17 protein-coding genes are annotated in these 25,383 nt (G+C 69.3%); 10 read left to right on the forward strand and 7 right to left on the reverse strand.

Annotated elements, in window-relative coordinates:
- The first annotated feature begins 11 nt into the window (after nucleotides 1-11).
- The 6 genes from POL67_RS53625 (at nucleotide 12) to POL67_RS16035 (ending at nucleotide 12,187) form a co-directional block, all read left to right on the forward strand.
- Nucleotides 12-1,862, forward strand: a complete 1,851-nt coding sequence (locus tag POL67_RS53625; RefSeq protein WP_271918224.1) for a bifunctional acetyl-CoA hydrolase/transferase family protein/GNAT family N-acetyltransferase — start codon at nucleotides 12-14, stop codon at nucleotides 1,860-1,862.
- A gap of 785 nt (nucleotides 1,863-2,647) precedes the next feature.
- Nucleotides 2,648-3,499, forward strand: a complete 852-nt coding sequence (locus POL67_RS16015; RefSeq protein ID WP_271918225.1) for an Fpg/Nei family DNA glycosylase — start codon at nucleotides 2,648-2,650, stop codon at nucleotides 3,497-3,499.
- Nucleotides 3,496-8,247, forward strand: a complete 4,752-nt coding sequence (locus tag POL67_RS16020; protein WP_271918226.1) for an Lhr family helicase — start codon at nucleotides 3,496-3,498, stop codon at nucleotides 8,245-8,247. The genes POL67_RS16015 and POL67_RS16020 overlap by 4 nt, the downstream gene beginning before the upstream one ends.
- A gap of 110 nt (nucleotides 8,248-8,357) precedes the next feature.
- Nucleotides 8,358-8,771 (forward strand): hypothetical protein, encoded by a 414-nt coding sequence (locus POL67_RS16025; protein ID WP_271918227.1) that lies wholly within the window; start codon nucleotides 8,358-8,360, stop codon nucleotides 8,769-8,771.
- 117 nt (nucleotides 8,772-8,888) lie between these two features.
- On the forward strand, nucleotides 8,889-10,886 hold the full coding sequence (locus POL67_RS16030) for a hypothetical protein (RefSeq protein ID WP_271918228.1): 1,998 nt from the start codon (nucleotides 8,889-8,891) through the stop codon (nucleotides 10,884-10,886).
- A 263-nt stretch (nucleotides 10,887-11,149) separates the two neighbouring features.
- Entirely contained in the window at nucleotides 11,150-12,187 is a 1,038-nt protein-coding gene (locus POL67_RS16035) for a trypsin-like serine peptidase (protein WP_271918229.1), read from the forward strand.
- A gap of 24 nt (nucleotides 12,188-12,211) precedes the next feature.
- Here the strand turns inward: POL67_RS16035 and POL67_RS16040 are convergent, their stop codons facing one another.
- The gene (locus POL67_RS16040) at nucleotides 12,212-13,192 is read right to left on the reverse strand and encodes an NmrA/HSCARG family protein (RefSeq protein ID WP_271918230.1); all 981 of its coding nucleotides are present in this window, start codon (nucleotides 13,190-13,192) and stop codon (nucleotides 12,212-12,214) included.
- 34 nt (nucleotides 13,193-13,226) lie between these two features.
- Here POL67_RS16040 and POL67_RS16045 point away from each other — a divergent pair, with 34 nt between their 5' ends.
- Both POL67_RS16045 and POL67_RS16050 read left to right on the forward strand, forming a co-directional pair.
- Entirely contained in the window at nucleotides 13,227-14,189 is a 963-nt protein-coding gene (locus tag POL67_RS16045; RefSeq protein WP_271918231.1) for an AraC family transcriptional regulator, read from the forward strand.
- Nucleotides 14,190-14,462: 273 nt separating this feature from the next.
- Entirely contained in the window at nucleotides 14,463-15,950 is a 1,488-nt protein-coding gene (locus POL67_RS16050; RefSeq protein ID WP_271918232.1) for a serine protease, read from the forward strand.
- Between the two features lie 56 nt (nucleotides 15,951-16,006).
- Here the strand turns inward: POL67_RS16050 and POL67_RS16055 are convergent, their stop codons facing one another.
- Both POL67_RS16055 and POL67_RS16060 read right to left on the reverse strand, forming a co-directional pair.
- Nucleotides 16,007-16,906, reverse strand: a complete 900-nt coding sequence (locus POL67_RS16055) for a hypothetical protein (RefSeq protein ID WP_271918233.1) — start codon at nucleotides 16,904-16,906, stop codon at nucleotides 16,007-16,009.
- 209 nt (nucleotides 16,907-17,115) lie between these two features.
- Nucleotides 17,116-18,498, reverse strand: a complete 1,383-nt coding sequence (locus tag POL67_RS16060) for a hypothetical protein (protein WP_271918234.1) — start codon at nucleotides 18,496-18,498, stop codon at nucleotides 17,116-17,118.
- Between the two features lie 614 nt (nucleotides 18,499-19,112).
- On the opposite strand from POL67_RS16060, the gene POL67_RS16065 reads away from it, so the two are divergent.
- A complete protein-coding gene (locus POL67_RS16065; RefSeq protein WP_271918235.1) occupies nucleotides 19,113-20,018 on the forward strand; it encodes a hypothetical protein in 906 nt (301 codons plus the stop codon).
- A 6-nt stretch (nucleotides 20,019-20,024) separates the two neighbouring features.
- On the opposite strand, the gene POL67_RS16070 is transcribed toward POL67_RS16065, so the two are convergent.
- The 3 genes from POL67_RS16070 to POL67_RS16080 all read right to left on the reverse strand — a co-directional run bounded on the left by POL67_RS16070 (nucleotide 20,025) and on the right by POL67_RS16080 (nucleotide 23,317).
- Entirely contained in the window at nucleotides 20,025-20,807 is a 783-nt protein-coding gene (locus POL67_RS16070; protein WP_271918236.1) for a hypothetical protein, read from the reverse strand.
- 200 nt (nucleotides 20,808-21,007) lie between these two features.
- Entirely contained in the window at nucleotides 21,008-21,757 is a 750-nt protein-coding gene (locus POL67_RS16075) for an alpha/beta hydrolase (protein WP_271918237.1), read from the reverse strand.
- 96 nt (nucleotides 21,758-21,853) lie between these two features.
- Complete coding sequence (locus POL67_RS16080) at nucleotides 21,854-23,317, reverse strand: pyridoxal phosphate-dependent decarboxylase family protein (protein WP_271918238.1); 1,464 nt, start codon at nucleotides 23,315-23,317, stop codon at nucleotides 21,854-21,856.
- Between the two features lie 89 nt (nucleotides 23,318-23,406).
- Between POL67_RS16080 and POL67_RS16085 the strand changes: the two genes are divergently transcribed.
- Entirely contained in the window at nucleotides 23,407-24,036 is a 630-nt protein-coding gene (locus POL67_RS16085) for a phenylalanine--tRNA ligase beta subunit-related protein (RefSeq protein WP_271918239.1), read from the forward strand.
- Here POL67_RS16085 and POL67_RS16090 read toward each other — a convergent pair whose 3' ends face one another.
- Nucleotides 24,037-25,299: a hypothetical protein gene (locus tag POL67_RS16090; protein WP_271918240.1), complete on the reverse strand. Its 1,263-nt coding sequence runs from the start codon at nucleotides 25,297-25,299 to the stop codon at nucleotides 24,037-24,039.
- Between the last annotated feature and the right edge of the window lie 84 nt (nucleotides 25,300-25,383).

A 25,383-nucleotide genomic window follows, 5' to 3' on the forward strand; every position in this document is an offset into this window, starting at 1 on the left:
GGAGGTTTCCCGTGGATCCTACATCCTGGCAACAGCGCTTCTCCCACAAGATCACGACTCCCGAAGGCGCAGCGCGCGCCATCCCGCGCGGTCGCCGCATCCTCATCGGCTCGGGTGCGGCCGAACCTGCGCGGCTCGTCGAGGCCATGGTCGAGCATGGCCATCACCTCGAAGGCAATGATATCGTCCACCTGCTCACCCTGGGCCCCGCCCCCTACGTCAAAGCTGGGCTCGAATGCCGTTTCCGTCACACGGCGTTCTTCATCGGGCCGAACGTGCGCGACGCGGTGGCCGAGGGGCGTGCCGACTTCATGCCGGTCTTCCTCTCGGATATCCCCGAGCTCATCCGCTCGCGACGCGTACGCATCGACGTCGCGCTCATCCAGGTGTCGCCGCCCGACGCGCACGGCTACGTGAGCCTCGGCGTTTCCGTGGACATCGTGCGGGCTGCAATCGACGCCGCCGATCTCATTCTAGCCGAGGTCAATCCACGCATGCCCCGCACGCATGGCGATTCGTTCTTGAACGTCGATCGCATCCAGCACCTCGTGCCCGTCGACGCGCCCCTGCCGACGCGTGCCCCCGAGCCGCTCGACGAGGTCGATCGCGCCATCGGCCGCCATATCGCCAGCCTCGTCCCGAACGGTGCCACATTGCAGACCGGCATTGGCAGGATCCCCGATGCTGCCCTCGCCGCGCTCGAGGAGCACCACGACCTCGGCGTGCATACCGAGATGTTTTCCGACGGTGTGATGCGCCTTGTGCTTCGCGACGTGATCAACGGTCGCAAAAAAACGCTCCTGCCAGGCAAGCTCGTCACGTCGTTCGTGATGGGCAGCCAGACGCTCTACGACTGGGTGCACGACAATCCCGCCGTGGAGATGCGCCCCTCGGGCTTCACGAACGACCCGTTCATCATCGCCCAGAATGACATGATGATTGCGATAAACGCGGCCCTCGCCGTCGATCTCACCGGCCAGGTGGCAGCCGACACGCTGATGGGACGCTTCTTCTCGGGCATCGGGGGCCAGGTCGACTTCATTCGAGGTTCGGCGCGCAGCCGTGGCGGCAAGCCCATCATCGCGCTGCGTTCGACGGCCAAGGAGGGCCAAGTGAGCCGCATCGTGCCCGGCCTCGAGCAGGGCGCCGGCGTCGTCACGAGCCGCGGCGACGTGCACTATGTGGTCACGGAGCACGGCGTCGCCGATCTCTGGGGCAAGAACATCCGCCAGCGCGCGCTCGCGCTCATCGATATAGCGCACCCCGATCACCGCGCTGACCTGCTCGCGGCGGCCAAGCAGCGCCGCTACGTCTTCGGCGACCAGGCCTGCGCGCGCTCGGCGTACCCGTGGGAGGAGGTGCGGCGCGAGATGCTACCAGGCGGGCAAGAGGTGCTCGTGCGCCCGCTACGCATATCCGACGAGGACGCGCTGAAGGACCTCTTCTACCGCCTCTCCGACGAGAGCACCTACCAGCGCTTCATGAAGTTCAAACGCTCTCACCCGCACGAGGAGCTGCTGCAACTCGTGTGCCTCGATTACGAGCAGAACATGGGCCTCGTGGTGATTCACAGTGACAACGGCTGCGAGGAGATCATCGGCCTCGCCCGCTACGACGTGGCCTCGGCGACGCGGAGAGCGGACATCGCTTTCGTGGTGCGCGACGAATGGCAGGGGCGCGGGATTGGCACGCTCCTCATGCGGCGCATGGCCGAGGTGGCGCGGGCGCGCGGGGTCATGGGCTTCTTCGCGGACGTGCTCGTGAGCAACAAGCCCATGATGGCGATCATCTACAAAAGCGGGCTGCCCGTGAAAGCCAATCTTCGAGATGGCGCTTATCATGTCGAGATTGACTTCCCATGATTGCGCATCCGAGCACCTCCCACTCGGCCGCGCTCGTGCGAAGCAGCAAAACACCAAACAGATCACTCTCCCGGGAGGCTCCGAGAGCAAACATGCGGTCCACGGCCGAGATTAGGGCGGCAATCTCCCGCTCGCGCCCGTACACCTTCTGCGGAATCTGGACTCGATGTGCCCTCCGGCCTCCCACTGGGCGAGGTACACATCCTCGCGCCAGGTACTCGGAGGTCTATGAATTTGTGTTGCTGTCGGCGGGGAGTAGAGGATTCCCGCGAGGGGCCCACGAGGCCCCCGCGGGAACATTGGCTATTGCTGCGGGCGGAGGAGCTTTCCGACGGCACAGTGCCCCGCTCGCGCGCCCGCCGCCGCTGCGGTGACCTCGCCCTGCACGAGCGCCGCCAGCAGGGTCCTGCGTGGGTCCGCTCCGGGGATGTCTCAAAGGGCGGCCACGGGGTCCCAAGTGGCACCAACGCGCGCCAACAGGGCCGATCCGTCGACGGATGCGGATCCCGCGGGTTACGCCGGGTCAGGGGTGACGGAATCCGAAGCGGAAGCGGGAGCGGGAGCGCGAGCGGAGGCAGAAGCGGGAGCGGGCGCGGCTGCTCGGTGGGGAGGCGGCGCGGGGGCGGGCGGGCCGCAGCCGGCCGCGGCGACGATCCACCCGACGAGCATCCTGAGCCCTCGATCCACCTCGCTATTGTCGCGTTTTCCTGCGGAAAAGAAAAAGAGTTTGCCTTTGCCGTGCCCGGTCCCTTGTCGGACGGGCTCGCCGCTGTTACGAGGGAGCCGTGCCCGAAGGCGACACCCTCCACCGCATTGCCAGCGCGCTCGGCCCGCGGCTCGTGGGACAGCCCGTGCGCGCGCTCGTGCTCCGGCACCAGTCGATCGATCGGCTCGCCGGCCACCTCGTCACCAAGGTCGAGGCGCGGGGCAAGAACCTGCTCGTGTTTTTCGACGAGGGCACCGTCCTCCACACCCACCTCCGCATGGGCGGCGCCTGGCACCTTTATGGCGAGAACGAGCGCTGGCGCCGGTCTCCGGCCTTCGCCACCGTCGTGCTCGCCGTGCCCGGCGTCGTCGCCGTCTGCTTCCGCGCGCCCGTCGCGCGCCTCGTCCGCGCAAGCTTGCTCGCCGGGGATGCCACGATCGGCAGGCTCGGGCCGGACCTCATCGCCCCCGCGTTCGACGAAGCCGCCGCGCTCGCTCGGCTCCGGCGCATGGCCGGCAAGGAGATCGGCGACGCGCTCATGGATCAGCAGGTCGTCGCCGGGATCGGCAACGTCTACAAAAGCGAGATTCTCTTCCACGAGCGGCTCGATCCGTTCGCCCCCGTCGAGGCGTTTTCCGACGAGGAGCTCGCGCGCCTGCTCGCGTTTGCCCGCCGCATCATGGTCGCCAATGCGACAGCGAAACCACACGCGAGCGGGCCCGGTGCGCATCATGGCCACACGCGGACCACCCGCGAGGGCGCGCGTCCCGGCGAAGGGCCTCTCGCCGTGTACCGCCGCGCCGGCGAACCTTGCTACGATTGCGGCGCCCTCCTCGAAATGCGCCGCCAGGGCGAGGCGCGACGCTCCACCTATTCTTGCCCTCGATGCCAACCCCCTCGGCTCGTGGCGGTCCGGGAGGCGCACGCGTGACGCGGCCCCGGGCGAAGACCTCGAAGGGCGGCGCGCTCGCCCATTTCCACGAGGCGACGCGCACCTGGTTCCAGGGCGCCTTCCCCGGGCCCACCGAGGCCCAGGAAAAAGGCTGGCCGCCGATCCAGGCCGGCCAATCGACGCTCCTCCTCGCGCCCACGGGCTCGGGCAAGACGCTCGCCGCGTTCCTCGTCGCCCTCGATCGATTGGTCTTTTCGGACGAACCACCGAAAGAATCGCGCTGTCGCGTGCTTTACGTCTCGCCGCTCAAGGCCCTCGCCGCCGACGTCGAGCGGAACCTGCGCGCCCCGCTCGCCGGCCTTACCAAGACAGCCGAGCGTCTGGAGATTCCTTTCCGTGTTCCCACGGTCGCGATTCGCTCCGGTGATACCTCGCCCGAGGAACGCGCGCGCCTCGGAAAACGCCCGCCCGACATCCTGATCACCACGCCGGAGTCGTTGTTCCTCCTGCTCACCTCGAACGCGCGGGAGATCCTGCGTTCGGTCGACACGGTCATCATCGACGAAATCCACTCCCTCGCTGCGACGAAGCGCGGCGTGCACCTCTTTTCGTCGCTGGAGCGGCTTGAAGCCCTGCGCGGCGAGGGGGCGCGGACCACGCGCATCGGCCTCAGCGCGACGCAACGCCCGCTCGACGAAATCGCGCGCCTGCTCGGCGGGGGCGAGGTGGACGAACAAGGGAAGTTCGTCCCGCGCCCCGTCACCATCGTCGATGCGAGCGCGCCGAAATCGCTGGAGCTTTCCATTGAAGTCCCCGTTGACGACATGACCCGCATGGGCGAACCCGGCGAGGACGCGGGGAAGGGGCCCGGCGCGGATCCGGCGGCGCGCTCGATCTGGCCGAGCATCCATCCACGCCTCGTCGAGCTCGTCCGCGCGCATCGATCCACCATGATCTTCGCCAACAGCCGCAGGCTCTCCGAGCGGCTCGCAGCGGCGATCAACGAGGCCGCGGGTGCCGAGATCGCCGCCGCGCACCATGGCTCGGTCGCGCGGGACGAACGCACGCGCATCGAGGAGGCGCTCAAAGAAGGACGCCTCCCGTGTATCGTAGCGACCTCCTCGCTGGAGCTCGGCCTCGACCTCGGCGCCGTCGACCTCGTCGTCCAGATCGAATCCCCGCCGAGCGTCTCGGCCGGCCTCCAGCGCATCGGCCGCGCCGGCCACGCCGTCGGCGCCACCTCGCGCGGCGTGGTGTTCCCGAAGCACCGCGGCGATCTGCTCGCGTGCGCCGCCGCCACGAGCCGCATGATCGACGCCAAGGTCGAGGCCACGTTTTACCCGCGCAACCCCCTCGACGTCCTCGCCCAGCAGATCATCGCGATCACGGCGATGGATTCGATCCACGAAGACGTCCTCTTCGCGCTCGTCCGACGCGCCGCGCCCTTCGCGGATCTCCCGCGCGCGAGCTTCGAGGGCCTGCTCGACATGCTCTCCGGCCGTTACCCCTCGGACGAGTTCGCGGAGCTGCGCCCTCGTATCGTATGGGACCGGACGACGGGCGCGATCCGCGCGCGGGAAGGTGCAAAGCGGCTCGCGGTCGTCAATGCCGGAACCATTCCCGATCGGGGCCTGTATGGCGTCTTCCTGGCGACGGAGGAGGCTGCCGGCAAACCCGGGCGTCGTGTCGGCGAGCTCGACGAAGAAATGGTCTTCGAGGCGCGCGAAGGCGAGGTCTTCGTCCTCGGCGCGTCGTCCTGGCGCATCACCGAGATCACGCACGACCGTGTCCTCGTCGTGCCCGCGCCCGGCCAGCCCGGCAAGATGCCGTTCTGGCGCGGCGATCGCGTGGGCCGCAACGTCGAGCTCGGGGCCGAGATCGGCCGCGTCGCCCGCGAGATCACGAAGGCCGACGACGCCGGAGCCGAGCGCCTCCTCCGCGAAAAACACCACCTCGACACGCGCGCCGCGAAAAACCTTCTTCGTTACGTCCGCGAGCAAGCCGCGGCGACGGGCGAGGTCCCGAGCGACACCACGATCGTGCTCGAACGATTCGTCGACGAGGTCGGCGACACCCGCGTCTGCATCCTCTCGCCGTTCGGCGGGCGCGTGCACGCTCCGCTCGCGAGCGCCATCGAGGAGCGCTGCCGCGCCGAGCTCGCCCTCGAAATCGAGGCTGTATGGGCCGACGACGGCGTTGTCTTGCGTTTCCCCGAGGCCCAGGGCCCGCCCGACGCGCGCCTCTTGCTCCCCGATGCCGACGAGGTCGAGGATCTCGTCGTCCGGAGCCTCGGCGCCTCCGCCCTCTTCGCCGCGCGCTTTCGCGAATGCGCCGGCCGTGCGCTGCTCCTGCCGCGCAAGCGCCCGGGCAAACGCTCGCCGTTATGGGCTCAGCGAAAACGAGCCTCGGACCTGCTCGCCGTCGCCGCGCGGTATGGCTCGTTCCCCATCCTGCTCGAAACGTACCGCGAGGTCCTGCGCGACGTCTTTGATCTGCCCGCGCTCGTTGATCTGCTGAAAAAAATTGAATCGCGCAAGGTTCGCGTGCACGAGGTCGACACCCGCGCGGCGTCGCCTTTCGCCGCGTCGCTCCTTTTCGGGTACGTCGGCAACTTCATGTACGACGGGGATCTGCCGCTCGCCGAGCGCAAAGCGCAGATGCTCGCGATCGACCACGCGCGCCTGCGCGAGCTGCTCGGCGAGGCCGAGATGCGCGAATTGCTCGATCCGGCCTCGATCGAGGTGCTCGCGCGCTCCCTCCAGCGCCTCGACGGAAAACGCCCGCCCAAGCACGCCGATCAGGTCCACGATCTCCTGCTCTCGCTCGGCGATCTCTCGCGGGACGAGATCCTTGCGCGCGCGGGCACGGACGAGGAGGGCGGCGGCGCGACGCGTGTCTCCTGTTTTCTGGACGAGCTCACGCGGACGCGGCGTATCTTCGAGGCCACGATCGCGGGCGAGCGGCGTTTCGTCGCGGCCGAGGACGCGGGGCGGTTCCGGGACGCGCTCGGCGTCGTGCCTCCGGCGGGGTTGCCCGCGGCGTTCCTCGAACCCGCGACCGATCGGTCGACGCTTGGGGGCTCCGCTCCGGCCAGCGGAGCTGCGCCCCCAAACCCCCTCGTCGACATCGTCTCTCGTTATGCCCGGACACACGGCCCGTTCCGCGCCGAGGACGTCGCGCACCGGTATGGCCTCGGCGTCGGCCCCGTGCGGGTCGCGCTCGCCACGCTCGTGGAGCGCCGCCGTGTCACGGAGGGCGAGCTCTTGCCCGGCGGATCCGGCCGCGAGTATTGCGACACCGAGGTCCTCCGCTCGCTCAAGCAACGCTCCCTCGCGCGCCTCCGCGCCGAGGTCGAGCCCGTCCCGCCGGAGGCATACGCGCGTTTCCTTGTCGAATGGCACGGCCTCACGCGCCCGCGCCACGGCCAGGAGGCCCTGCTTTACGCCGTCGAGCTTCTCCAGGGCGCGCCGCTCGTCGCCTCCGCACTCGAAGCCGAGATCCTCCCGGCCCGCGTGCAAGGATATCGCCCCGGGGATCTCGACGCGCTTTGCGCCGCCGGCGAGGTCGTCTGGCGCGGCGTCGAGCCCGTCGGCGATTCCTCGGGCCGCATCGCGCTTTATCTCTCGCAGGCCTATCCCTATCTCGCGCCGCCGCCCGGCAAGGCCGAGGGCGCGATGGCCGCGCGGGTGCGCGAGACGCTCGCGCGGCGGGGCGCCGTCTTTTTCAGTGATCTCCTGCGCGAGACGGGCGGCTTCGGGCACGACGTGCTCGCGGCCTTGTGGGAGCTCGTCTGGGCGGGCGAGGTCACGAACGACACGCTTGCACCTTTACGTTCCCTCGGCCGCGAGGAAAAACGCGGCGGACGGCGGCACCCGAGCCGCGGCGGTCTTTTTGGCGCGCGCCGCGCGGGGCCGCCCGGGAGCGAGGGCCGCTGGTCGCTTTTGCCTCCCCTGGGTGAAAAGGGTCCCAGCGAAACCGAGCGCCGCGCCGCGCTCGCGCGAACCCTCCTCGATCGACATGGCGTCCTCACGCGCGAAGCCGCGCACGCCGAGGGCCTTATCGGTGGTTTTTCCGCCGTCTACGATGTGCTCCGCGCCATGGAGGAGGCCGGGCGGGTTCGTCGGGGGTATTTCGTCGCGGGCCTCGGCGCCGCGCAATTCGCGCTCCCGGGCGCGGACGATCGGCTCCGCTCCTTCCGCGAGCCCTCCGCCGAGGGGCGAACCTTGGTCCTCGCGGCCTCCGACCCGGCGAATCCTTTTGGCGCCTCCGTGCGCTGGCCGGGCGACGACGCCGAACCGGAGGGCGGCAATCGTGGCGCGGCGCGGCCAAAACGAGCGGCCGGCGCGCGTGTCCTCCTCCATGATGGCAAATTGCTCGCCTGGATGGGCAAAAGCGAACGTGGGCTCCTCACGTTCCTGCCGCGCGACGAGCCCGAGCGCAGCGCGGAACGACGCGCCCTCGCCCGCGCGCTCGCGGACCTCGTCGACGAAGGCCGCGCGCGGACCGTCCTCCTTGCCACGGTCGACGGCGAACCGACGGCCCGCTCGCCGCTCGCAGACGCCCTGAAAGAGGCGGGTTTCGTCGCGACGAGCCAGGGCTTCCTCAAGCGGCAAACCGCGGCCGCGGCGCCCCCCTCGCGGCCCTTTGGCGCGCCCGGCGGCTGGGGAAGGCCTTGGTCGAGCAAACCCGCCTCGGCGACGCCCACACCGCAAGGCAGCGAACACGCGCCGCCTCCCGACAGCGAGGACAGTGACCTCCTCGACCTCGACGACGATTTCGAAGGGTGACGGCGAAGACGGGGCAGGGAAGCCACGCACGTGGGCGTTGATTCCGTCTCCACGGCTGGGATACTTCCCCGGTTTCCATGCACACGAGCCCTCCTGAGGACCTCCGCGACATGAACGGTGCTGATCCCACGAGCTTTCGCCAGCTCGGTACGCACGGGTATCGTGTCGAATCGACCGATATCTTCCATGTCAGGTTCGTGGGCAGCGTGGAGGGGATCACGATCGAAACGCTGTACGACCTCCAGGAGGCGCATGCCGCGACGATCGGCCGGCCGATCTTCCTCCTCGTCGACATCGCGAAGTTCGGCGAGTTCTCCACGGAGGGGCGCAAGTTCTCCACGGAGCTCGATCCCACGGGCATCATCGCCGCGACGGGCATCTACGGCGGCACTTTCCGGCAGCGCATGGTCATGAACATGCTCACGCGGGCGGGCTCGCTCCTCCGGCCTTGGCTGCCCCCCTTGCAGTTCTTCGCCCACGAGTCCGAAGCGCGGGCGTTCCTCGACGCCTGCCGCGCCCGATGAGGGAACCTCCGAGGTAGGCGTCGAGGTCGGCGCGGAGGTCGACGGGAACCTCCGAGGACGGTTCCATCCCCCTTTCCCCGTTGCTCACGGCCGTCCGCTGGGGCATAGGCCTCGCCCATGGGCGCCTTTTTCACCAATGTGCATGTCCGCCTCCCCCAGGGGGCCTCGCTCGAGCCGCTCCGCGCCGCGCTGATCGCTGCCGCCGAGGAAGAGGGCGCGGAGCTCTGCGCCGAGGGCGCGGAGCCGGACCGGACGGTGCTGATCCTCGGGCCGAACAAGCATGGCTGGGTGGCCATTTACGACGAGCGCACCGAGGGCCAGGACCAGGCGCGGCTCGACGAACTCGCCGCGCTGGCCTCGCGCGCGCTGGGGGCGCCCGCCATCACCGTGCTCGTGCACGACAGCGACGTGCTTTGCATGGACCTCTTCGCCGAGGGCGCCTGCGTCGACCGATACAATAGCCATCCGAGTTATTTCGGCGAGGAGGCCGACGAAAAGGACGCCGAGGATCTTTCGGGACACCCGGAGCGATGGGTGACGCGCTTCGCGCTGGGAATCTCGGCCGCGGAGCTCGGCGCCATCTGGAGCGGCAAGAAGCTCTTCGCCGAGGCCACGCTGGCCGAGACGGCGCGCGCCCTGGGGGCACCGCCGGAGCAGATGGGCGTGGGGTACCGTTATCTGGACGAGAAGACCCGGGCGAAGGCGACGGCACTGCGCTTCCGGCTGCGCGAGCGGCCGGGGTACGAGGCCGCCGCCGCGGGGTCGACGGTGCTCGTGGCACAGACGGTCGAGGCGCGCGTGCCGGCGAGGTTTTCGGTGGGCGACGAATTGCGCGTATCGCTGACCACGCACAACCACGGCGGGCCGTCGCAGGGATTGCAGGTGGCGGCCTGGGGCGACGCAATCGCGAAGGGTCTCGTGAAGGTCGAGCACTTCGAGGTGCTCGTCGGCGATGTGCGCGCGGGCGCGCGGCACGAGACGGTGGCGCCCTCGGTGCACGAGCACCAGGGCAGCACAATGGCGGTGGCCGAGCTGAAGGAGGCCGCCTTGCCTGCGGGCGTGCCTGGCGGCTTTCATGCAATGGCACCCGGCGGGGACTGGCAGCGCGCCTTCACGGCCATGCAACGGGCGCAGGTGCACGTGAACGTCGTGGGCCGGGTGGTCTCCGCGGGCGCGGCGACGCTCCACGTGGGATTGGTGCCGCTCGCGCATCACGAGGGGCAGACGTCGATCACCTACGAGCTTGCCCTGGACGCGCCTCTCTGGCGTCCGCTGCGCGCGGCGCCGGAGATGCCTTCGCAGGTGCTCCTGCCGCTCTCGATGAGGCAGCTCTTGGTGGCGTTCGTGGTCTTCCCCGGCCGCAGCGAGGCCATCGCCCAGCACGCGGCGCGGGCGTTCGAGAAGCTCGCGACGCTGGTGGCGCCCGCGTCGGCCTTCGATACCGCCATGTTCCTCGCCAAGGAGGGCCGCCGTCCCGACACGAAATCGGTGCCGGGCAAAGGGTTTTTCGAGGGCGCGCGCTGGCGGAAGCTCGTCGAGGGAATGCACACGGAGCAGGTCGTCACTGTCCAAGCAAAAGAGGACATGCACGCGCTCATGGCCCAGGCGATGGCCACGGGCGTGATGCCGATGCCAGGGCTCGGGGTCTCGTTCGGCGGCTCGATCCTGCCGCAAAAGAAGCCGGAGACCGCGGTGCTCAGCCTGTGGGTGAACGTCACGGAGCTCGCCGAGGCGCAAGGTTCCGCGGCACGGGCGCACCTCGTCGAGGTGGTGGAGGGCGCCATGGAGCGGCTGGGCGCGCTGCAAGGGTTTCTGGCGCGCTGGGGGACCGCGCCGTCGAACAGCTTGGACACGACGCAGTACGAGACGGCGTGCGGTCTTCACGGCGACACGCTGCACCCGAGCTGGGCCTCGCGCTGGCTGCGCGCGGTGGGGAACGAAGCGACGTGGATCGGGGCGCCGCTGCTCGCGCATCTGGAGGCGGATTCCCGGGAGAGGCTCGCGCAGGTGGCGGAAGAGCGCGCGGGGACAGGATGGCTGCGCGTGGAGGCGCGGCCGGGGGAATCGCTGACGGAGATCGAGCGGGCGCTCGCGGCGTTGTTGCCGGCGCGTTGAGGAAGGAGGCGCTACCTGCCGGTGAACAGCGGGGCGCTCCCAGAACCGGCACCTTCGGCTGCGCCACGATCGTCACGCTCCCATGACGGAACGCGCGCGCCGCGCATACGCGCGTGTCACACGCGCATGACACCCGTCCTACGCGCGTGACAGCGCAGGCGCGCCGGGGCGATACGCCGACCCGCGAACCAGGCCCCTTCCGCGGCAGGGACGCCGTGGCATACGGGATGCTATGGGTGACCGGCACCGCCCTGGAGGACACGATGGCTTCGAAAACGCACTTCTTCTCGCTCCTGCTGCCCGCCCTTCTCGCCGCCTGCGGAGATCCCGGCGCGGTCGATGACGACGATCAGGACGTCGTGACGAGCGAGGACGAGACCACACTCGAGACGCCCCTCGAGACCTCGCCCCTCGATTACACGCTCTGCCTGAACCAATGCGACGCCAATCACATGATCATCGGGTGCGACGATCGCACCCAGCGCACGGCGTCGACGGAGGGCGTCAAGCCCTGGTCCTACGTGGGCTGGTTCGGCAATGGTTGCACCGGGACGCTCATCGGCAGCAACGTGGTGCTCTCGGCGGCGCATTGCTTCTTCACCGCAGGGACCAACAACTTCAGGCAAGGCCCCATCTCGTTCTCGCTCGGGCAGACCAGCGTCCCGCCGTCGGGAGGGGGGGGCATCGGGTTGCCAGGGGAAACGTGCAGGAGACCTTATGGAACGCAGTACATCAGCAGCGTGACGGTCCCGGGCGAGTACGACAATACGTCCATCACCGTCGACAACAAGGCCTGGGATTACGCGGTGGTGATCCTGAACGCCGCGCCTGTGGACGCGGAGCCGATGCCCTACGGGTACACCGATTGGAGCTATCTCCAGACCGAGGAGTCGCAGTCCATCGGCTATCCAGGCGTCGACAAGGTCTCCGGGACCCTCTGGGACACCGGCCGCAAGAGCTTCCTCGGGCGCTGGCTGAACCCGACCGACGCGAACCTGAGCGGCGTGCTCTACGTCGACAACGACGGCGAGGGAGGGCAGAGCGGATCCCCCGTGTTCTACGATTACCTGCAAATCTCGGCGGGGGGCGCGGTCACGCTCGAACACAAGCTCACCGGCGTCCTCATCGGCAGCCCGGTCGCGGAGTGCCAGGCCGGCCGGAGCTGGGCGGCGCGGATCCTGCCGAAGACGGTGGACCGCATCGACACCTGGAAGGTCGACCCCGACAGCCTGACCTATTCGCGCAAGTTCAAGGCCTTCACCGGCACGCAGATCCTGCCTGCCGATCAGGACGGCTGCTGACGCCCGGCGACGAGGACGGGACGCTCACGCGTTCGCGCCCGCTGCTTTCGTGGCCTCGCGGCGCCCCAGATGCGCCTTCGCCCAGGTCCTGAAGTCCGTGGTCGCGAGTCCGTGCGCGCGCGCGTGCTCCGGTCGGGCGGGGCTGTCGACGACGTTCATCCGCTGCTGCGAGACGACGAAGGCCGGCCAGAGCCCCTGGGCGAGCGCCTCCTCCGCGGTGAGCGAGGGCGCCTCGATGGGCGTGCGGAGCACCTCCGAGAGGACCGCCGCGATCTCCCGCATCGACCGCCTGTCTCCCGCAAGCTCCAGCTCGACCCCCTTCCACGCCACCGGGTCCGTGAAGGCCGCCGCGGCCGCCGCCCCGATGTCCTGCATCGCCACCAGCGAGAGCACCGTGTCCGGCGCGAGCATCGTCAGGAGCCGGTCCTCCACCCAGTTCGCGAACAGGAACGACGGCCGCACGAAGTTCTCCATGAAGAACGCCGGCTTCAGCAAGGTGAACGAGCGGAAGCCCCCGGCGCGCGCGAGATCCTCGATGTACTCCTTGCTCTCCCAGTAGTGGACGTTCGACTCCGGCGAGCCCCACCCCGGCTGCCGGCGCTGGTACTCCCCCGAGCCAGAGACCGACGTATGCACGAACTGCGGCACGCCCGCCGCCCGTGCCGCCTCCACGAGGTTCTTCCCCTGCCGCTGCTCGTCGTCGCCTTCGAGGTTCTTCAGGTTCGGCATTTGCACCGAGAACACCCCGCGGGCCCCGGCGCAGGCCGCCCGCAGCGATGCGGGATCGTCGAAGTCGCCGCGCACCAGCGTCGCGCCGAGCTCGCCGAGCGCCCGCGCCCCTGCCGCCTCCACGTCGCGCACCAGCACGTGCACCGGCGCCCCGCGCGCGAGCAGCGCCCGCGCGACCGCGCCCCCCTGCCTGCCCGTCGCGCCCGTCACGAGGATCGGATCGGACGCCTTCACACCCATTGCGAGAATCGAATCGGATGTCGTTGCATTCGTCATGGCAAAGTCATACGCCCCGCGGTATGGACGATCAATGCCTCGCCGTCCAAACGTCATATCCAAGACGCCAGAACTGCTGGACCTTCAGGACCCCCGCGGCGACGCCCTCGCCGACGTGCTGAGCGTGTCCCTGCTCCCGAACGCCCTCTTCAAGTGCATCGAAGCCCGTTCCCCCTGGGGCCTGCGCGTCCCGACCCGTGACCGCGCCGTCTTCTACCTGATCGCACGTGGCCACGCCCTCCTGGAAATCGACGGCGAGCCTCCGCGCCCCCTCGCCACCGGCGACGTCGTCTTCATCCCGCACGGCACGGCGCACACCCTCCGCGACGAAACGGCCCGTCACCTGTTCACGGTCCACGACGGCCCGAGCTGCGCGGGCACCGGTCCTGCCCGCATCGGCGGCGACGGTGCCCTCACCACCCTGCTCGCGGGCTTCTTCGCCTACACAGGCGGCGTGAGGCCCCTCCTGCTCGCGCGCATCCCCCAGGCCGTGGTCGTGTCCACCTCCGGCGGCGCGCCGCGGCCGTGGCGCTCCAGCATCGACCTCATGCTCGCCGAAATCGCCTCCCCCGGCCCCGCCAGCACCCTCGTCCTCCAGCGCCTCGCCGACGTCCTGTTCGTCCAGGTGCTCCGGGACCTCCCCACCCACAAGGGCAGCGGCCTGGTCGAGGCCCTCTCCGACCCCCCCGTGCACCACGCCTTGAACCTCATGCATACCCGCGTGAACGAGCCCTGGACCGTCGCCAGGCTCGCCGCGCTCGTCGGCCTCTCCCGCTCCGGCTTCGCCCAGCGCTTCACGGAGGTCGTCGGCGACCCGCCGCTCCAGTACCTCGCACGCTGGCGGATGGCCCGCGCCGCCGAGCTCCTGCGCGAGACCGACGACACCATCGCTCAGATCGCCGAGCGCGTCGGCTACGAGAGTGTCCCGTCCTTCAGCAAGGCCTTCAAGCGCTGGCAGGGCAGGAGCCCGTCGCATCACCGCGCCATCCAGGGCTAGCTTTCACAGATTTGCGAGTCCCCTTGGCGGAAACGCTACTCGCGCATGCTTTGGGGTTGGGTACGGTTTGCGCCATTCAAATGACGAAAACGTTTCGTCATGGTGCGAACGACAGGCAGAAAAAGAATGAGACCTCCTCGCGCCCCGTTTTCTGAGGGCTCCTGGAGATCGGGGCTGCCTGCCGTCGCTGTCCTCCTTGCGTCTCTCATCCCGCCGCGTGCGCGCGGGGTGGAGATCCTTGTTTCCTTACTCCCCACCGAAGGACACATCCCCATGAAATCGCTTGTACGGCTTGTTCCGCTGCTTCTTCTCCCCTTCGCTGCCGGCTGCCCCGACGACGCCCCCGTGCCGCCGCCGCCGGAGTGGACCTGCGACGCCCAGCGCTTCAACGGCTCCGACGGCTGCGACTGCGGCTGCGGCGCGCCCGATCCGGACTGCAACGGCGCCGGCTCGGCCGACCCGGGCACCGGCGTCGACAACCCCGCCTGCAACGCCTGCGTAGGCGCCGACGGCAAAGCGCAGTCGTGCATCAGCGTGACCGCGGCGCTCGAGGCGGCCGGCTTCCTCGTCAAACCGGCCGGCACCACCGACGACGGCGCCGAGCTCTACGACCTCACGCTCCTGCAGGTGAATGATCACGAGGACGCGACGTCGGGCACCCACGAGCAGTACCTCACGCTCATCCATCGCGGGTTCGACCTGCCGATGAACCTGATCTCCACGGGATACAGCAATTACCTCGGGTTCGATCAGGACGAGTTGACGACGCTTCTCAAGGGCAATCAGCTCGTTCTGGACAAGCGCTTCCACAACGGCAACGGCGACGACTTCTCCCACTTCACGCGCAAGCAGGTCGCCGACGACGCCCACGACGTCGTGGTGCGCCTGCACGACCTGTACACGAGCGCGTGGATCAGCTCGGGCTTCAGCAACGGCGGCGTCGACATGGTGAGCTTCCGCCGGCATTACCCCGATGACGTCGACGCCACCGTCGCCTTCGGCGCCCCGTTCATGGGGCCCGAGGACGCGCGTTTCCTTTCGTTCTTCGACACCGTCGACGCCACCTGCCAGGACCGCCTCGAGGCCATCCAGCGCGCCGTGCTCGGCGCACAACGCCCGGCCGTCGAGCCCGCGGTGCAGGCGCTCGCCGCCGACGAGCTCGGCGACACCTTTACCCGCGTCGAGCCCGCGCGCGCCTTCGAGGCCGCCGCGCTCTCCTACCCGTGGCTGTTCTGGCAGTACTTCGGCACCCCCGACGACTGCACCGATCTGCCGGATCCGGCGACGGCGACGGCGGAGGACCTGACGTCGGCGTTCTTCGGCGTCACCAGCATCTTCGGCACCTACCCGATGTCCGACGGGTACCTGTCGTTCTTCGGCGCGTATTTCTACGAGGTGCAGCAGAGCGGCGGCTGGCCCGCCCTGCCGCGCGCCGCGCTCGTCGCGGAGGGCCTCATCCCCGAAGACCTCGTCGACATGGAGCGCGGGCTCGTGCCCGAGGGCGTGACCGCGCCGATGTTCGACGCCGCCGAGAACAGCGCGCTCGAGGAGTTTGCCCGCCTCGGCAACGGCGTCGCCTTCGTCTACTCCGACCAGGACCCGTGGGCCGCCGGCGCCGTCACCCCGGCGGCGATGAGCGGCAACCTCCGTTTCACCGTCACGAGCGGCAACCACCTCGCGACGTTCTCGTCGCTCTCGGCGCCCGATCAGGCCGCGCTCTCCGCCTTCCTCGAGGAGAAGCTCGGCATCGAGCTGCCCTGAGTATCGACGACGTCGAAGCCGCAGACGGAAGACCCCTTGTACAAGCGTTCGCGCCTTCAGCTGCCACGGCGGAGGCGTTCGAGGATCGCCTCTGCCCGCGCGAGCGCATCGCCGTAGGCGTTCGGCGGAAGTGCGCCGTCGATCTTCCAACGCGGTCCGCGGCCGCGAGCGCGGTCGACCTGCTTCTTCACGCCACGACCGCCGACCGAGGCCGCGTCGCACATCGCATTCCAGTGCTGAAGGCTCTCGGCCATGAAGAAGAAACCCTCTTCGTGCGAGAAGTAGAGGACGACGGCGTCGTCGTCCGGAGCCTCGAGGAAGACGAGCACGCCGACGTAGTCGCCATCCAATCCGGCGATGGGGAAAAACGGCGCGTCGAATCGGGAGCCGACGAGATCGTCCCAGTCGGGATCGGCGCTCAGCCAATCGAAGTTCGACATGTCGAGCGACGTGTTGCCCTTGGGCGTCAGCGCTTTCCCGTACCCGGCGAAGAAGTCCTCGGAACGTACGCCCTGGGGGTTCTGCAGCGCGGCCGCGAGCGACGGAGAGACCGCGGCGACCGCATCGAGCGGTCGTGGCAGCACGCTCAATGCGTCGCGCTTCGCGGATTCGTGCGCCTCGTTGGCCGCGCGTTCTTGGCGTACGAGCTCGGGCTCGGGGAGGTCGATCAGGTGCTCGAGTCGGTGGTAGAGCCGTGCCTGCTCTTTCGCATCGCCAATCTCGGCGAAGTGATCGAACCATTCGCGAAGCGCGTCGCGCGCCTCCTCGACGAGCGCGCTCGGCTCTTCGAACGCGTCGGGCGTCGTCTTCATGCCGAACAAGAGCGTCCGGTGCCCGTCGAAGAAGCCGCGTAACGCGAGCAAGTCGTCGATGGCAGTGATCGCCGGCGACGGCGGGCGAGCCTCTTCGATCATTCGCATCGCCCAGCTCTGCATTTTTTCTTTTGAGGTGGCCACGCGGAGAATGTTCCACCGCAACGCCAATCGTGCACGCGCGAGGGTCGAAATTCGTCGTGGAGGATGTCTGGGAGCGAGGAACGACAGGTTCACTCGCCCGCGGGCGATCTCTCCAGCACGGTGATCACGCCCGGCGGCAGGCCGGTCTTCGTCGCGCGGACCGCTTGCGTCGCGCGGCGCCGTCACGAACTTCGTCCCCCTCTCCCCTCTTAGCTCGGCCATATCACGACGAGGACGCCGTCGTCGACGGCGGTCTGAATGGCCCGCGCTGGCGCCGCGAGCACGCACGCGTCTTGCGAGCCGGTCGGAAGCTCGACGAAGCGGAGGTCCGACCCGCGCGCCTCGCACAGCGTGTTCAGGAGGGCCAGCACCGGCTCCACCGCGATCCAATCCGTGGTGTCGCCGGCGACGATCTCGTAGGCGCAATCCGGCAAGAACGCGCGCAGCCTGTACACATCGCGCAACTGATCGGAGTCGTTCACCGGCCGATACGCGTCCTCGTCCTCGTCCTCGTCCTTGTCGGACACATCATCGAAGAACTCATGGTGTGGCACCTCCTCGAAGAGGACGTCGTCGAGCACCGGCGACACGAGTCGCGCCAGGCGAGTGAGCACGTCGTCGTAGTGATTCGGGTACGCGTCGGTCTCCTTCGCGAAAAGGGCCGTACGCGACCCGAGGACGCTAGCGATCGTGACCGCACGAAGCTCCCCGTCGGTGAGCTCGGGGAGAAGCCCGACGTCGTGCGCGTAGCGCGCAAGCGCGCCGGGCTCCGGAAACTTCACGAGCGGCGCGACCAGCGGGGCCATTCCGGGGTCCTCCACCATCTCGGCGATGGCGACCGCGTACGCGCGATCGAGCTCCGCGAGCTGCTCGAGCGCGTGAAAGCGGACGTCGTGCTGCTCGGTCTCGTCCGTGACCGCGACCGTGAGAGCGGCGAGCACGTCCCCGCGAAGCTCGGGGTGAGCCGCGAGCACCTCGCGCGCGCCATCCCTCAGCTCACGCACCGCGAGGAACGGATTCGCGAGCAGCGCGCGCCGCGCATCGTCGGGCTCCGGCTCGGAGGGCTCGGTGCGTGCGCCTTGCCCCGCACTGCGCAGCGCAGCATACATCTCTCGTGCTTCGTCGTCGACGACGGCCGACACGAAGAGTGCGTCGAGCGTGGGCGAAGCGCATCGCGGATCGGAGGCGATCGTTCGAGCCAGCGCCGCGCGCGCCGCGCGGGGAATGGACGCGTCGGCAAGGCAGCTCTGCAGCCAAGAGACGACCTTCGGCCCGATCGAATCGTCGCAAAACAAAGCGCGCACGCGATACCCATAGACCGTGCCGGCATCGCTGCCTTCCGCTGCAGGCGCACGCGAGAGGGCGCGCGTCACGTCCTCGAGGACCGCCACGTCCCCCCGACGCAGACGATACGCGATGAGCCCCTGCGGCGCGTGCTGCGACGAGTATTGATCGATCGCGGGGCCCTCGCTGGCCAGCGGGAGACCGAGACGCGGCGAGCGGCCGGGGATGGGTGAAACGTCCGCAAACACGAAGGGTTCGCCGTCGATGCACGCGAGCGGAGTGCGTGGCGTCTCGTCGGTTGAATTCATCGGTCCTCTCGTCGGTTCGTTCACGAACGGCTCGTTCCGCGCCCAGGCGCGGGAGGTCCATTCTGCACGAAACTACGAGCTGGCCAACGATTCTCCCTGCCGCCGCGTGACGCAAGGACCTTGGCAAAGATCGGAAGCGAGCCTTGCTTCCGGTTGCACAGGCCGCGCCGAGCTCCAAGGCAACCTCGGAGGTAGGAGTCGAGGTCTGCGCAGAGCGTGAAGGCAACTCCGAGGTCGGCTCCGAGGTCCGCGCCGAGCTCGAAGGCAACCTCGGAGGTAGGAGTCGAGGTCCGCGCCGAGCTCGAAGGAACCTCCGGGCTGGGCTCCGAGGTCCGCGCCGAGCTCGAAGGCAACCGCCGAGGTCGGCTCGAGGTCTGCGCAGAGCGTGAAGGCAACCTCCGAGGTCGGCTCCGAGGTCCGCGCCGAGCTCCAAGGCAACCTCCGAGGTCCGATCCGAGGTCCGCGCAGCGCCACGATGTGATGTCGCTTGCTTCTGACAAGGCAACTCGTCGGCGTGGTGCGAGCGATCCTGCGGCGCAGAGCATGCCGCCCGCGGTTGACGCCCCACGCAAGCTGTTGTTCCTTCGTTCTGCGCCCCCGCCTTGCCCATGCCCATGTCGAGATCCCTCTCCGCACCGCGCGTCCTCCCCGCCGCCTTCTTCGCGCTCGCGGCGCTCTCCGCCCCGCCATCGCACGCCGCCCCGCCCGATCCGGCGCGCAAGGCCCAGTGCGCGGCCGCGTTCGAGGAGGGGCAGGAGCTCGAAAAAGCCGGCCGCCTGGTCGAGGCGCGCGGGAAATTCGTCTCGTGCAGCGATCAGGCCTGCCCCGCCGTCGTGCGCGACGAATGCGCCACCATGCTCCCGCGCGTCGAGTCGAGCCTGCCGACGATCGTGCCCGGCCTGCGCGACGCGCAGGGCAACGACGTCGTTTCGGCCGAGGTGACGCTCGACGGCACCGTCCTCACGAAGACGCTCGACGGCCAGCCCATCGCGGTGAACCCCGGCCCGCACACGCTGCGGTTCGTCGCGCCGAACGCCGCGCCGGTCGAGCGGCAAGTCGTCGTGCGCGTCGGCGAGAAGAATCGCGTGATCACCGTGGATCTGGAGGCGAAGGGCGCGGCGGAGCAAGCGTCGCCGGACGGGGGCCCGGACAAACCCGCGGCGTCGGGCACGTCGGGGAAACGCGTGGCCTCGTACGTGCTCGGCGGGCTCGGGGTCGTGTCGCTCGGGGCGTTTGCTTATCTCGGGATCACGGGAAAGGCCGATCTCGCGGGGCTCCGGGACGGCTGTGGCCGGACGCAGAGCTGCGCCGAGGCGGACGTCGACGCCGTGAAGACCAAGCTGCTCCTCGCGGACGTGTCGCTCGGCGTGGGGGTCGTCTCGCTCGGCGTGGCGACGGCGCTGTTTTTCACGAGCGGCGGCGATGAAAAGAAGCCGGCGGCCGCCGCGCGCGCGGCCGTGATCCCCGTCGTCGCGCCCCTGCCGGGCGGCGGCGCGGCGATGCTCGTCGGCACGTTCTGAGCGCGCTCAGAAAGAGCCGCCGCCGAAATCCTCGAAGCGGACCTTGTCCGGAATGCCATAGGTGTACACGCCGATCCGGCCGCCCGATTTCCCCATCGGCGCCTCCGAGACGTCCCACGTCCCGACGAGCTTACCGTTCACGTACGCCTCGATGTGGCCATCCTCGAAGCCACGCGCCCATATCGTGTCGCCTTCCACGAGCACGGATGGGATCGGCTCGTCCACCGTGGTCCACTCCCCGTTCGTGCAATACGCGACGTGGACCGCGGGAAATGCATTGAAGCGGTTCCAGCTCACGACGACCGACTCGCATTCGCTCGGGTCCCCCTGGTTGCGCATGACGAGCTCGATCTCCGTCTCGTCCCCGTCCATCGACTCGATCGTGACGTACGCCTCCTGGCGAGGACCGAAGACCTCATCCCATAACGCCGCGTCGGGATGCATCCCGACCGTCTGGAGCCGCTCGCCGTCAATCGTGTACGCCCCCGGGTACCGGAGCTTCCACAAGCTTCCAGGCACACCGTCGGCGCGGTCAAACTTGTCGAGGATCCCCGTCGCCGGTGCGTTGACGCTGCCGCCCGCGCCCCCGTCGCCGCCCGTGCCCCCGGCGCCCCCGTCGCCGCCCGTGCCCCCGACGCCGCCCATGCCGCTGCCGGCGCTCGACGCGCTCGCCGTTTCCCCCTCCGGAGCGCCGGTCAGGCCGTCGAACGACGAGGTCAGGTAACAGGCAGGGGCGAGGAGGGCGCCGGACGCAGCGAGCACGAAGGCGAGCAGGTTCTTCGAAGCCATGGCCCGAGGATACCCCGGATCCCGGCGTTTCATCTACGCCTAGAACATCGAGCGGTTTGACAACCGCTCGACGTTCTAGGCTTCTTTCGTCCCGAGGGGGACGCCTCGCGTCCCCCTCTCGTCCGGGCAAAGCCCGGCCGATTCACCCCCCGAGGCGAGCTCGCTTCGCGATCTCGCAGAGCGCCGAACGGGTCGGCGCTCTAGGGCCGGCGAGGAAGCGCGTTCTTTTCGAGCCAGGCGAACGCCTGTCCGAAGACCCGCTCGGCGTCGCCCATCTGCCCGTGCTTGGCGCCCGGCATTTCGAGGTACGTGGAAGGAATCCCGGCAGCCTGGAGTTCCGCGGCGGCCTGCTTCATGCGCGTCGTCACGTCGTACTGGCCGCTCACCATGACCGCGCCGCGCACGTGCCGGAGCCGCGCCGCGGAGGGCTCCGTGGGCGCGCCGATCAAGATGAGCCGCGAATACCGCTCGGGCCATTGCTCGGCGAGCCGCTCGCCGAGGAATGCGCCCTGCGAGTGGCCGACCAGCACGAGATCCTTCGCCACGCCGCCGCTCACCTCGAACGCGGCCCGGATGCGGGCGTCGAGTTTGTCGAGGTCGAGCGAATGTTTGCGCAGGAGGCCGCCGCCGTCGCAGGGCGTGTCGCCGCGGACCGCGAGGATGCCCCCGTGCTCGCTCGCCGCGAACTGGAAGGCCTGTACGTCCCCGACGCCGGCCGAGCACATTCCGTGCAAAAAGAGCATTTTCGGCTTCGCGCCGTTCGGGCCGGGCACGGCGAATCCGGGCAAATCGTCCGGGATGTTCAGCGTGTAGACTTCGATCGGGAGCGCGAGGCGCCTCTGCGTGGCGACGGGACGGAGGGCGGCGAGGGCCTGTTCGTCCCGGCCGCACCCCGAGGCGGCAGCGGCGAGCCCTGCGAGGAGGCCGAGGCGGCGGAGCATCTGCTGCATGCCCGCTTCGTGGGGGAGGCGCTCGGTCGTCGCAATCGGGGAACGACGGGGTTCACCGGCGGGGCGTTGTTCGGGATTTCCAGGCGCGGCGAAGGATCAGGGGCCGTCCACGCGGGTCTGGAAGAGGCCGTTCATGTATTCGACGAGCAGCCGCTCGCGCAGCGGGGGCGGCAGGTGGTTCAGGACCTCGCTCACCGCGGCCATGCGATCGGGCAGGTTCGCGCCGGCCACGCCCGTGGCCGCCATCGCCTCGCGCAGGATGCCGCCGAGCACCGCCGGATCGAGCTTCGTGAGGTCGAGCGAGGCGAGTGCGCCGCGGAGCGCCGAGAGATCCCCGCCGGGCGGCGGGAGCGTCCGGGCGGTCGCCACGCAGGCGCGCAGATCCCGGAGCAGCTCGTCGGCGAGCCCGAGCGCCTTCGGGTTGAGCGAGAGGTGAATGTTCTCTTTCGACGAACCAAAGCCGAGCTGCGGCTGGACGAACCAGCCGCGGGCCTTCATCTCGTCGATGACGTGAAAGACGCTGACCTCGTCGGACGTGAAGGCGACGAGGTTCATCTCGGGCCGCGCGAGGAGCCGGAGGCCCGGGATCTCCGCGATCCCGTCGACGATCTTGCGCGTCGCGGCCAGCATGCGGTGTGCGATTTCGAGGTAGCCGGCGTCGCCGAAGTGGTGGAGCACGGCCCAGCAGGCGGCGAGCGGCCCGGCCGATTTCGTGCTCTGCACGGTCGAGTTGATCACGGTGTAACCCGACCAGCCCGCGCAGGCATAAAACTGGTGGCGCCGGAGATCCTTCGTCTTGTGGAGGATCACGGACGCGCCCTTCGCGGCGAAGGCATACTTGTGGAAGTCCATGGAGATGCTGGTGACGCCCGGGACCCGGAAGTCGAAATCGGCGACAGGGGCGCCGAGCCGCCGGAAGTAGGGCAGGAGAAACCCGCCGATGCACGCGTCGACGTGGAGGAGGAGGTTCTTTTCGAGCGCGAGCGCGCCGAGCTCGTTTATCGGATCGACGACGCCGTGGGCGTAGGAGACGGCCGATCCAACGAGCAGGATCGTGCTCGGGCCGATGGCCTCGCGCATGGCCGCGACGTCGGCCTTGAAGGTCGAGCGATCGACGGGCACGGAGACGAGCTTCACGTCGAGGTAATGGGCGGCCTTGTGAAACGCGGCGTGCGCCGTCTCGGGGACGATGATCTCGGGCTCGCGAATGCCGCGCGCCTCGCGGGCGTGGTCACGCGCGGTCTTCACCGCGAGCAGGATGCTCTCGGTGCCGCCGCTCGTGAACGAGCCCGCGACCTCGTCGTCGCCGCCGAGGTGCGCGGCGGCCATGGAGACGACGTCGTTTTCGAGCACGAGCGTGCTCGGAAAGACCGTCGGATCGAGCGCGTTTTCCCCGAGGTACAGGGTGTACGCACGGTGAATGACGGCCTCGGCCTCGGGCCCGGCATCGTAGACGTACGCGAAGGTGCGTCCGTCGCGCCAGGGCATGTCGTGGGCGCGGAACGCGGTGAGTTTTCCGAACAGCTCGTCCGTTCCGAGACCCTTCGCGGGGATCTTCATCGTGCCTCCTCGGTCGTTTTCAGGGGCCATGAGGCACGCGGCGGCCCCCCCGTGTCAAGCGGGCCGCGCCGGGCTAGGATGCGCCTCCCATGTTGACGATCGATCCCCACCCGCTGCTCGAGGCCGCCGCTTTCACGACCACGTTTCCCGCGCCGCTCGGCGAAATCGCCGTCCCCGCGAGCGTCCGCGCGCTGCTCATGCCGGGCGCCGCGGCGCCGTTCGCGGCCGACGAGGCGGTCCGCGCGGCCGTGCGGGATCTCTTGCGGCATGGCGGGTACAAGCCGACGGGGCGGGGCAAGCCCTCGTCCGAGTACCTCGTCCGCGCGGTGACCGAGGGCACGCTCGGATCGATCAACACGGCCGTGGATACGTGCAACGCGGTCTCACTGCACAGCGGCCTGCCCATCAGCGTGATCGACCTCGACCGCGCGACGCCGCCGTTCCGGCTCGGGATCGCGAAGCCGGGCGAGAAATATGTTTTTAATGCCTCGGGGCAGGAGATCGATCTCGGCGGGCTGCTTTGCCTGTTCGACGCGGAGGGGCCGTCGGCGAACGGGGTGAAGGACGCGCAGCGCACGAAGACCCACGCGGGGACGCGGCGCACGTTGAGCGTGCTGTGGGGCACGCGCGCGTTGCCTGGCCGCGCACGAGAGGCCGCGGCGTGGTATCGGCGATTGCTGGAGGAGGCCGGGGCGACGGTGGAGGTCGTGGCGGAGTGATCAGCGCGGCGTCTCGCTGGCCGGGATCCAGAAGCCGCCGCTCTCGTCGGGCAGGGCAAACACCGATTTCGGCAGCACGTTCGTCCAGCCGGCGATGGTCTCCAGCACGAGGAGCTCGGCGCCGGCCTCGATGACGCCGATCGGCCTTTCTTTTTCGTCGCGCCGGAAGCGAATCGGGATGTCCTTCGAGGCCCGGGCGACGCGGGGCGGCGGATCCATGACGAGCTGCGCGCCCGCGACGCTCGTCTCGGGGGGAATGTATTGATCCATCATCTCACCCTTCGGTAAGGCCGTGAGATCCGATCCGCGCATCCACCCGTCGATCGCGAGATCGGAGCGGAGCTTTCCGTGGACGAACGCTCCGCTCGTCTCGGTGCTCCAGAAGAGCTTGATGTCGGCGACGTTCATGCGGAGCGTGTAGACGACGTTGCCGGCGGGGCCGTCGAGGATGTCGATGTCCTGGCCCTTGGCGAGGTAGCCGCGGCCATTGCCGGGCACCTCCACGGGCACGGGCGTGCCGCGTTGCAAGGCGAGCGCGTCGCAAGGCGCGCTGACGGTGGCGTTCTGGCCATTCGTACCGGCAATGGGCATCTCGACCGTGACGAACCCGAGCTTCGCCCCGGTGATCTTGAGCTTCTGCGCGGTCGCGATCCACACGTTGCCCGAGACGATCGGGATGTCGCGGCCGCTCCAGACCGGAATGACATTCGTCGCGACGTACCCTTCGAGCCGGAAGGAAGGCTCGTTCGTGCGCGTGGTGATCTTCGAGCGCTGAATGGCCGGATCTGGCGGGATGTCGCTCATCGACAGGGGGACGTAGCCGCCCTGGAAGCTCGCAAGGATCCGGCCGCCCACGGGTGCGTCGTAAAGCAACGTGCCCTTCGCGAGCGGGGACGTGCCTTTGATGATGCAGTTCGGACCGGTCACGCCAATCGTCGCGGTGGGCGGCGGGGGCGGGGGCGGAGGCGGAGGCGGAGGCGGGGGCGGAGGCGGCGGAGGCGGCGGAGGCGGGGGCGGCGGGGGCGGAGGCGGAGGCGGCGGCGGCTTGTTCGCGGTCGGCTTCGTCGTGGGCTCCGACGTGGCCTTCGTGGTGCCCTCCGGCCGCGTGTCTCCGAAGGTTCCATCGGTTGGCTGCCATTGCCCCGTTCGCGGCTCGGTCGGGGTGCAGGCGGCGGCAAGGCCGAGCGTGACGCAGGCCGCAGCGAGGACGGCGGCGGTGACCGACGAGCGCGCGAGACCGGGGCGGCGAGGGCAGGGAACCATGGGCGTAGCTATAACACGTTCCGGGCGTAGCTTGCGTACCTCCGCGTGCTTGACGCCTCGGGGCTGCGGTCCTTAGGCTCGGCG

Source organism: Polyangium mundeleinium (assembly GCF_028369105.1).
In the GTDB taxonomy this organism is placed as follows: Bacteria; Myxococcota_A; Polyangia; order Polyangiales; family Polyangiaceae; genus Polyangium; species Polyangium mundeleinium.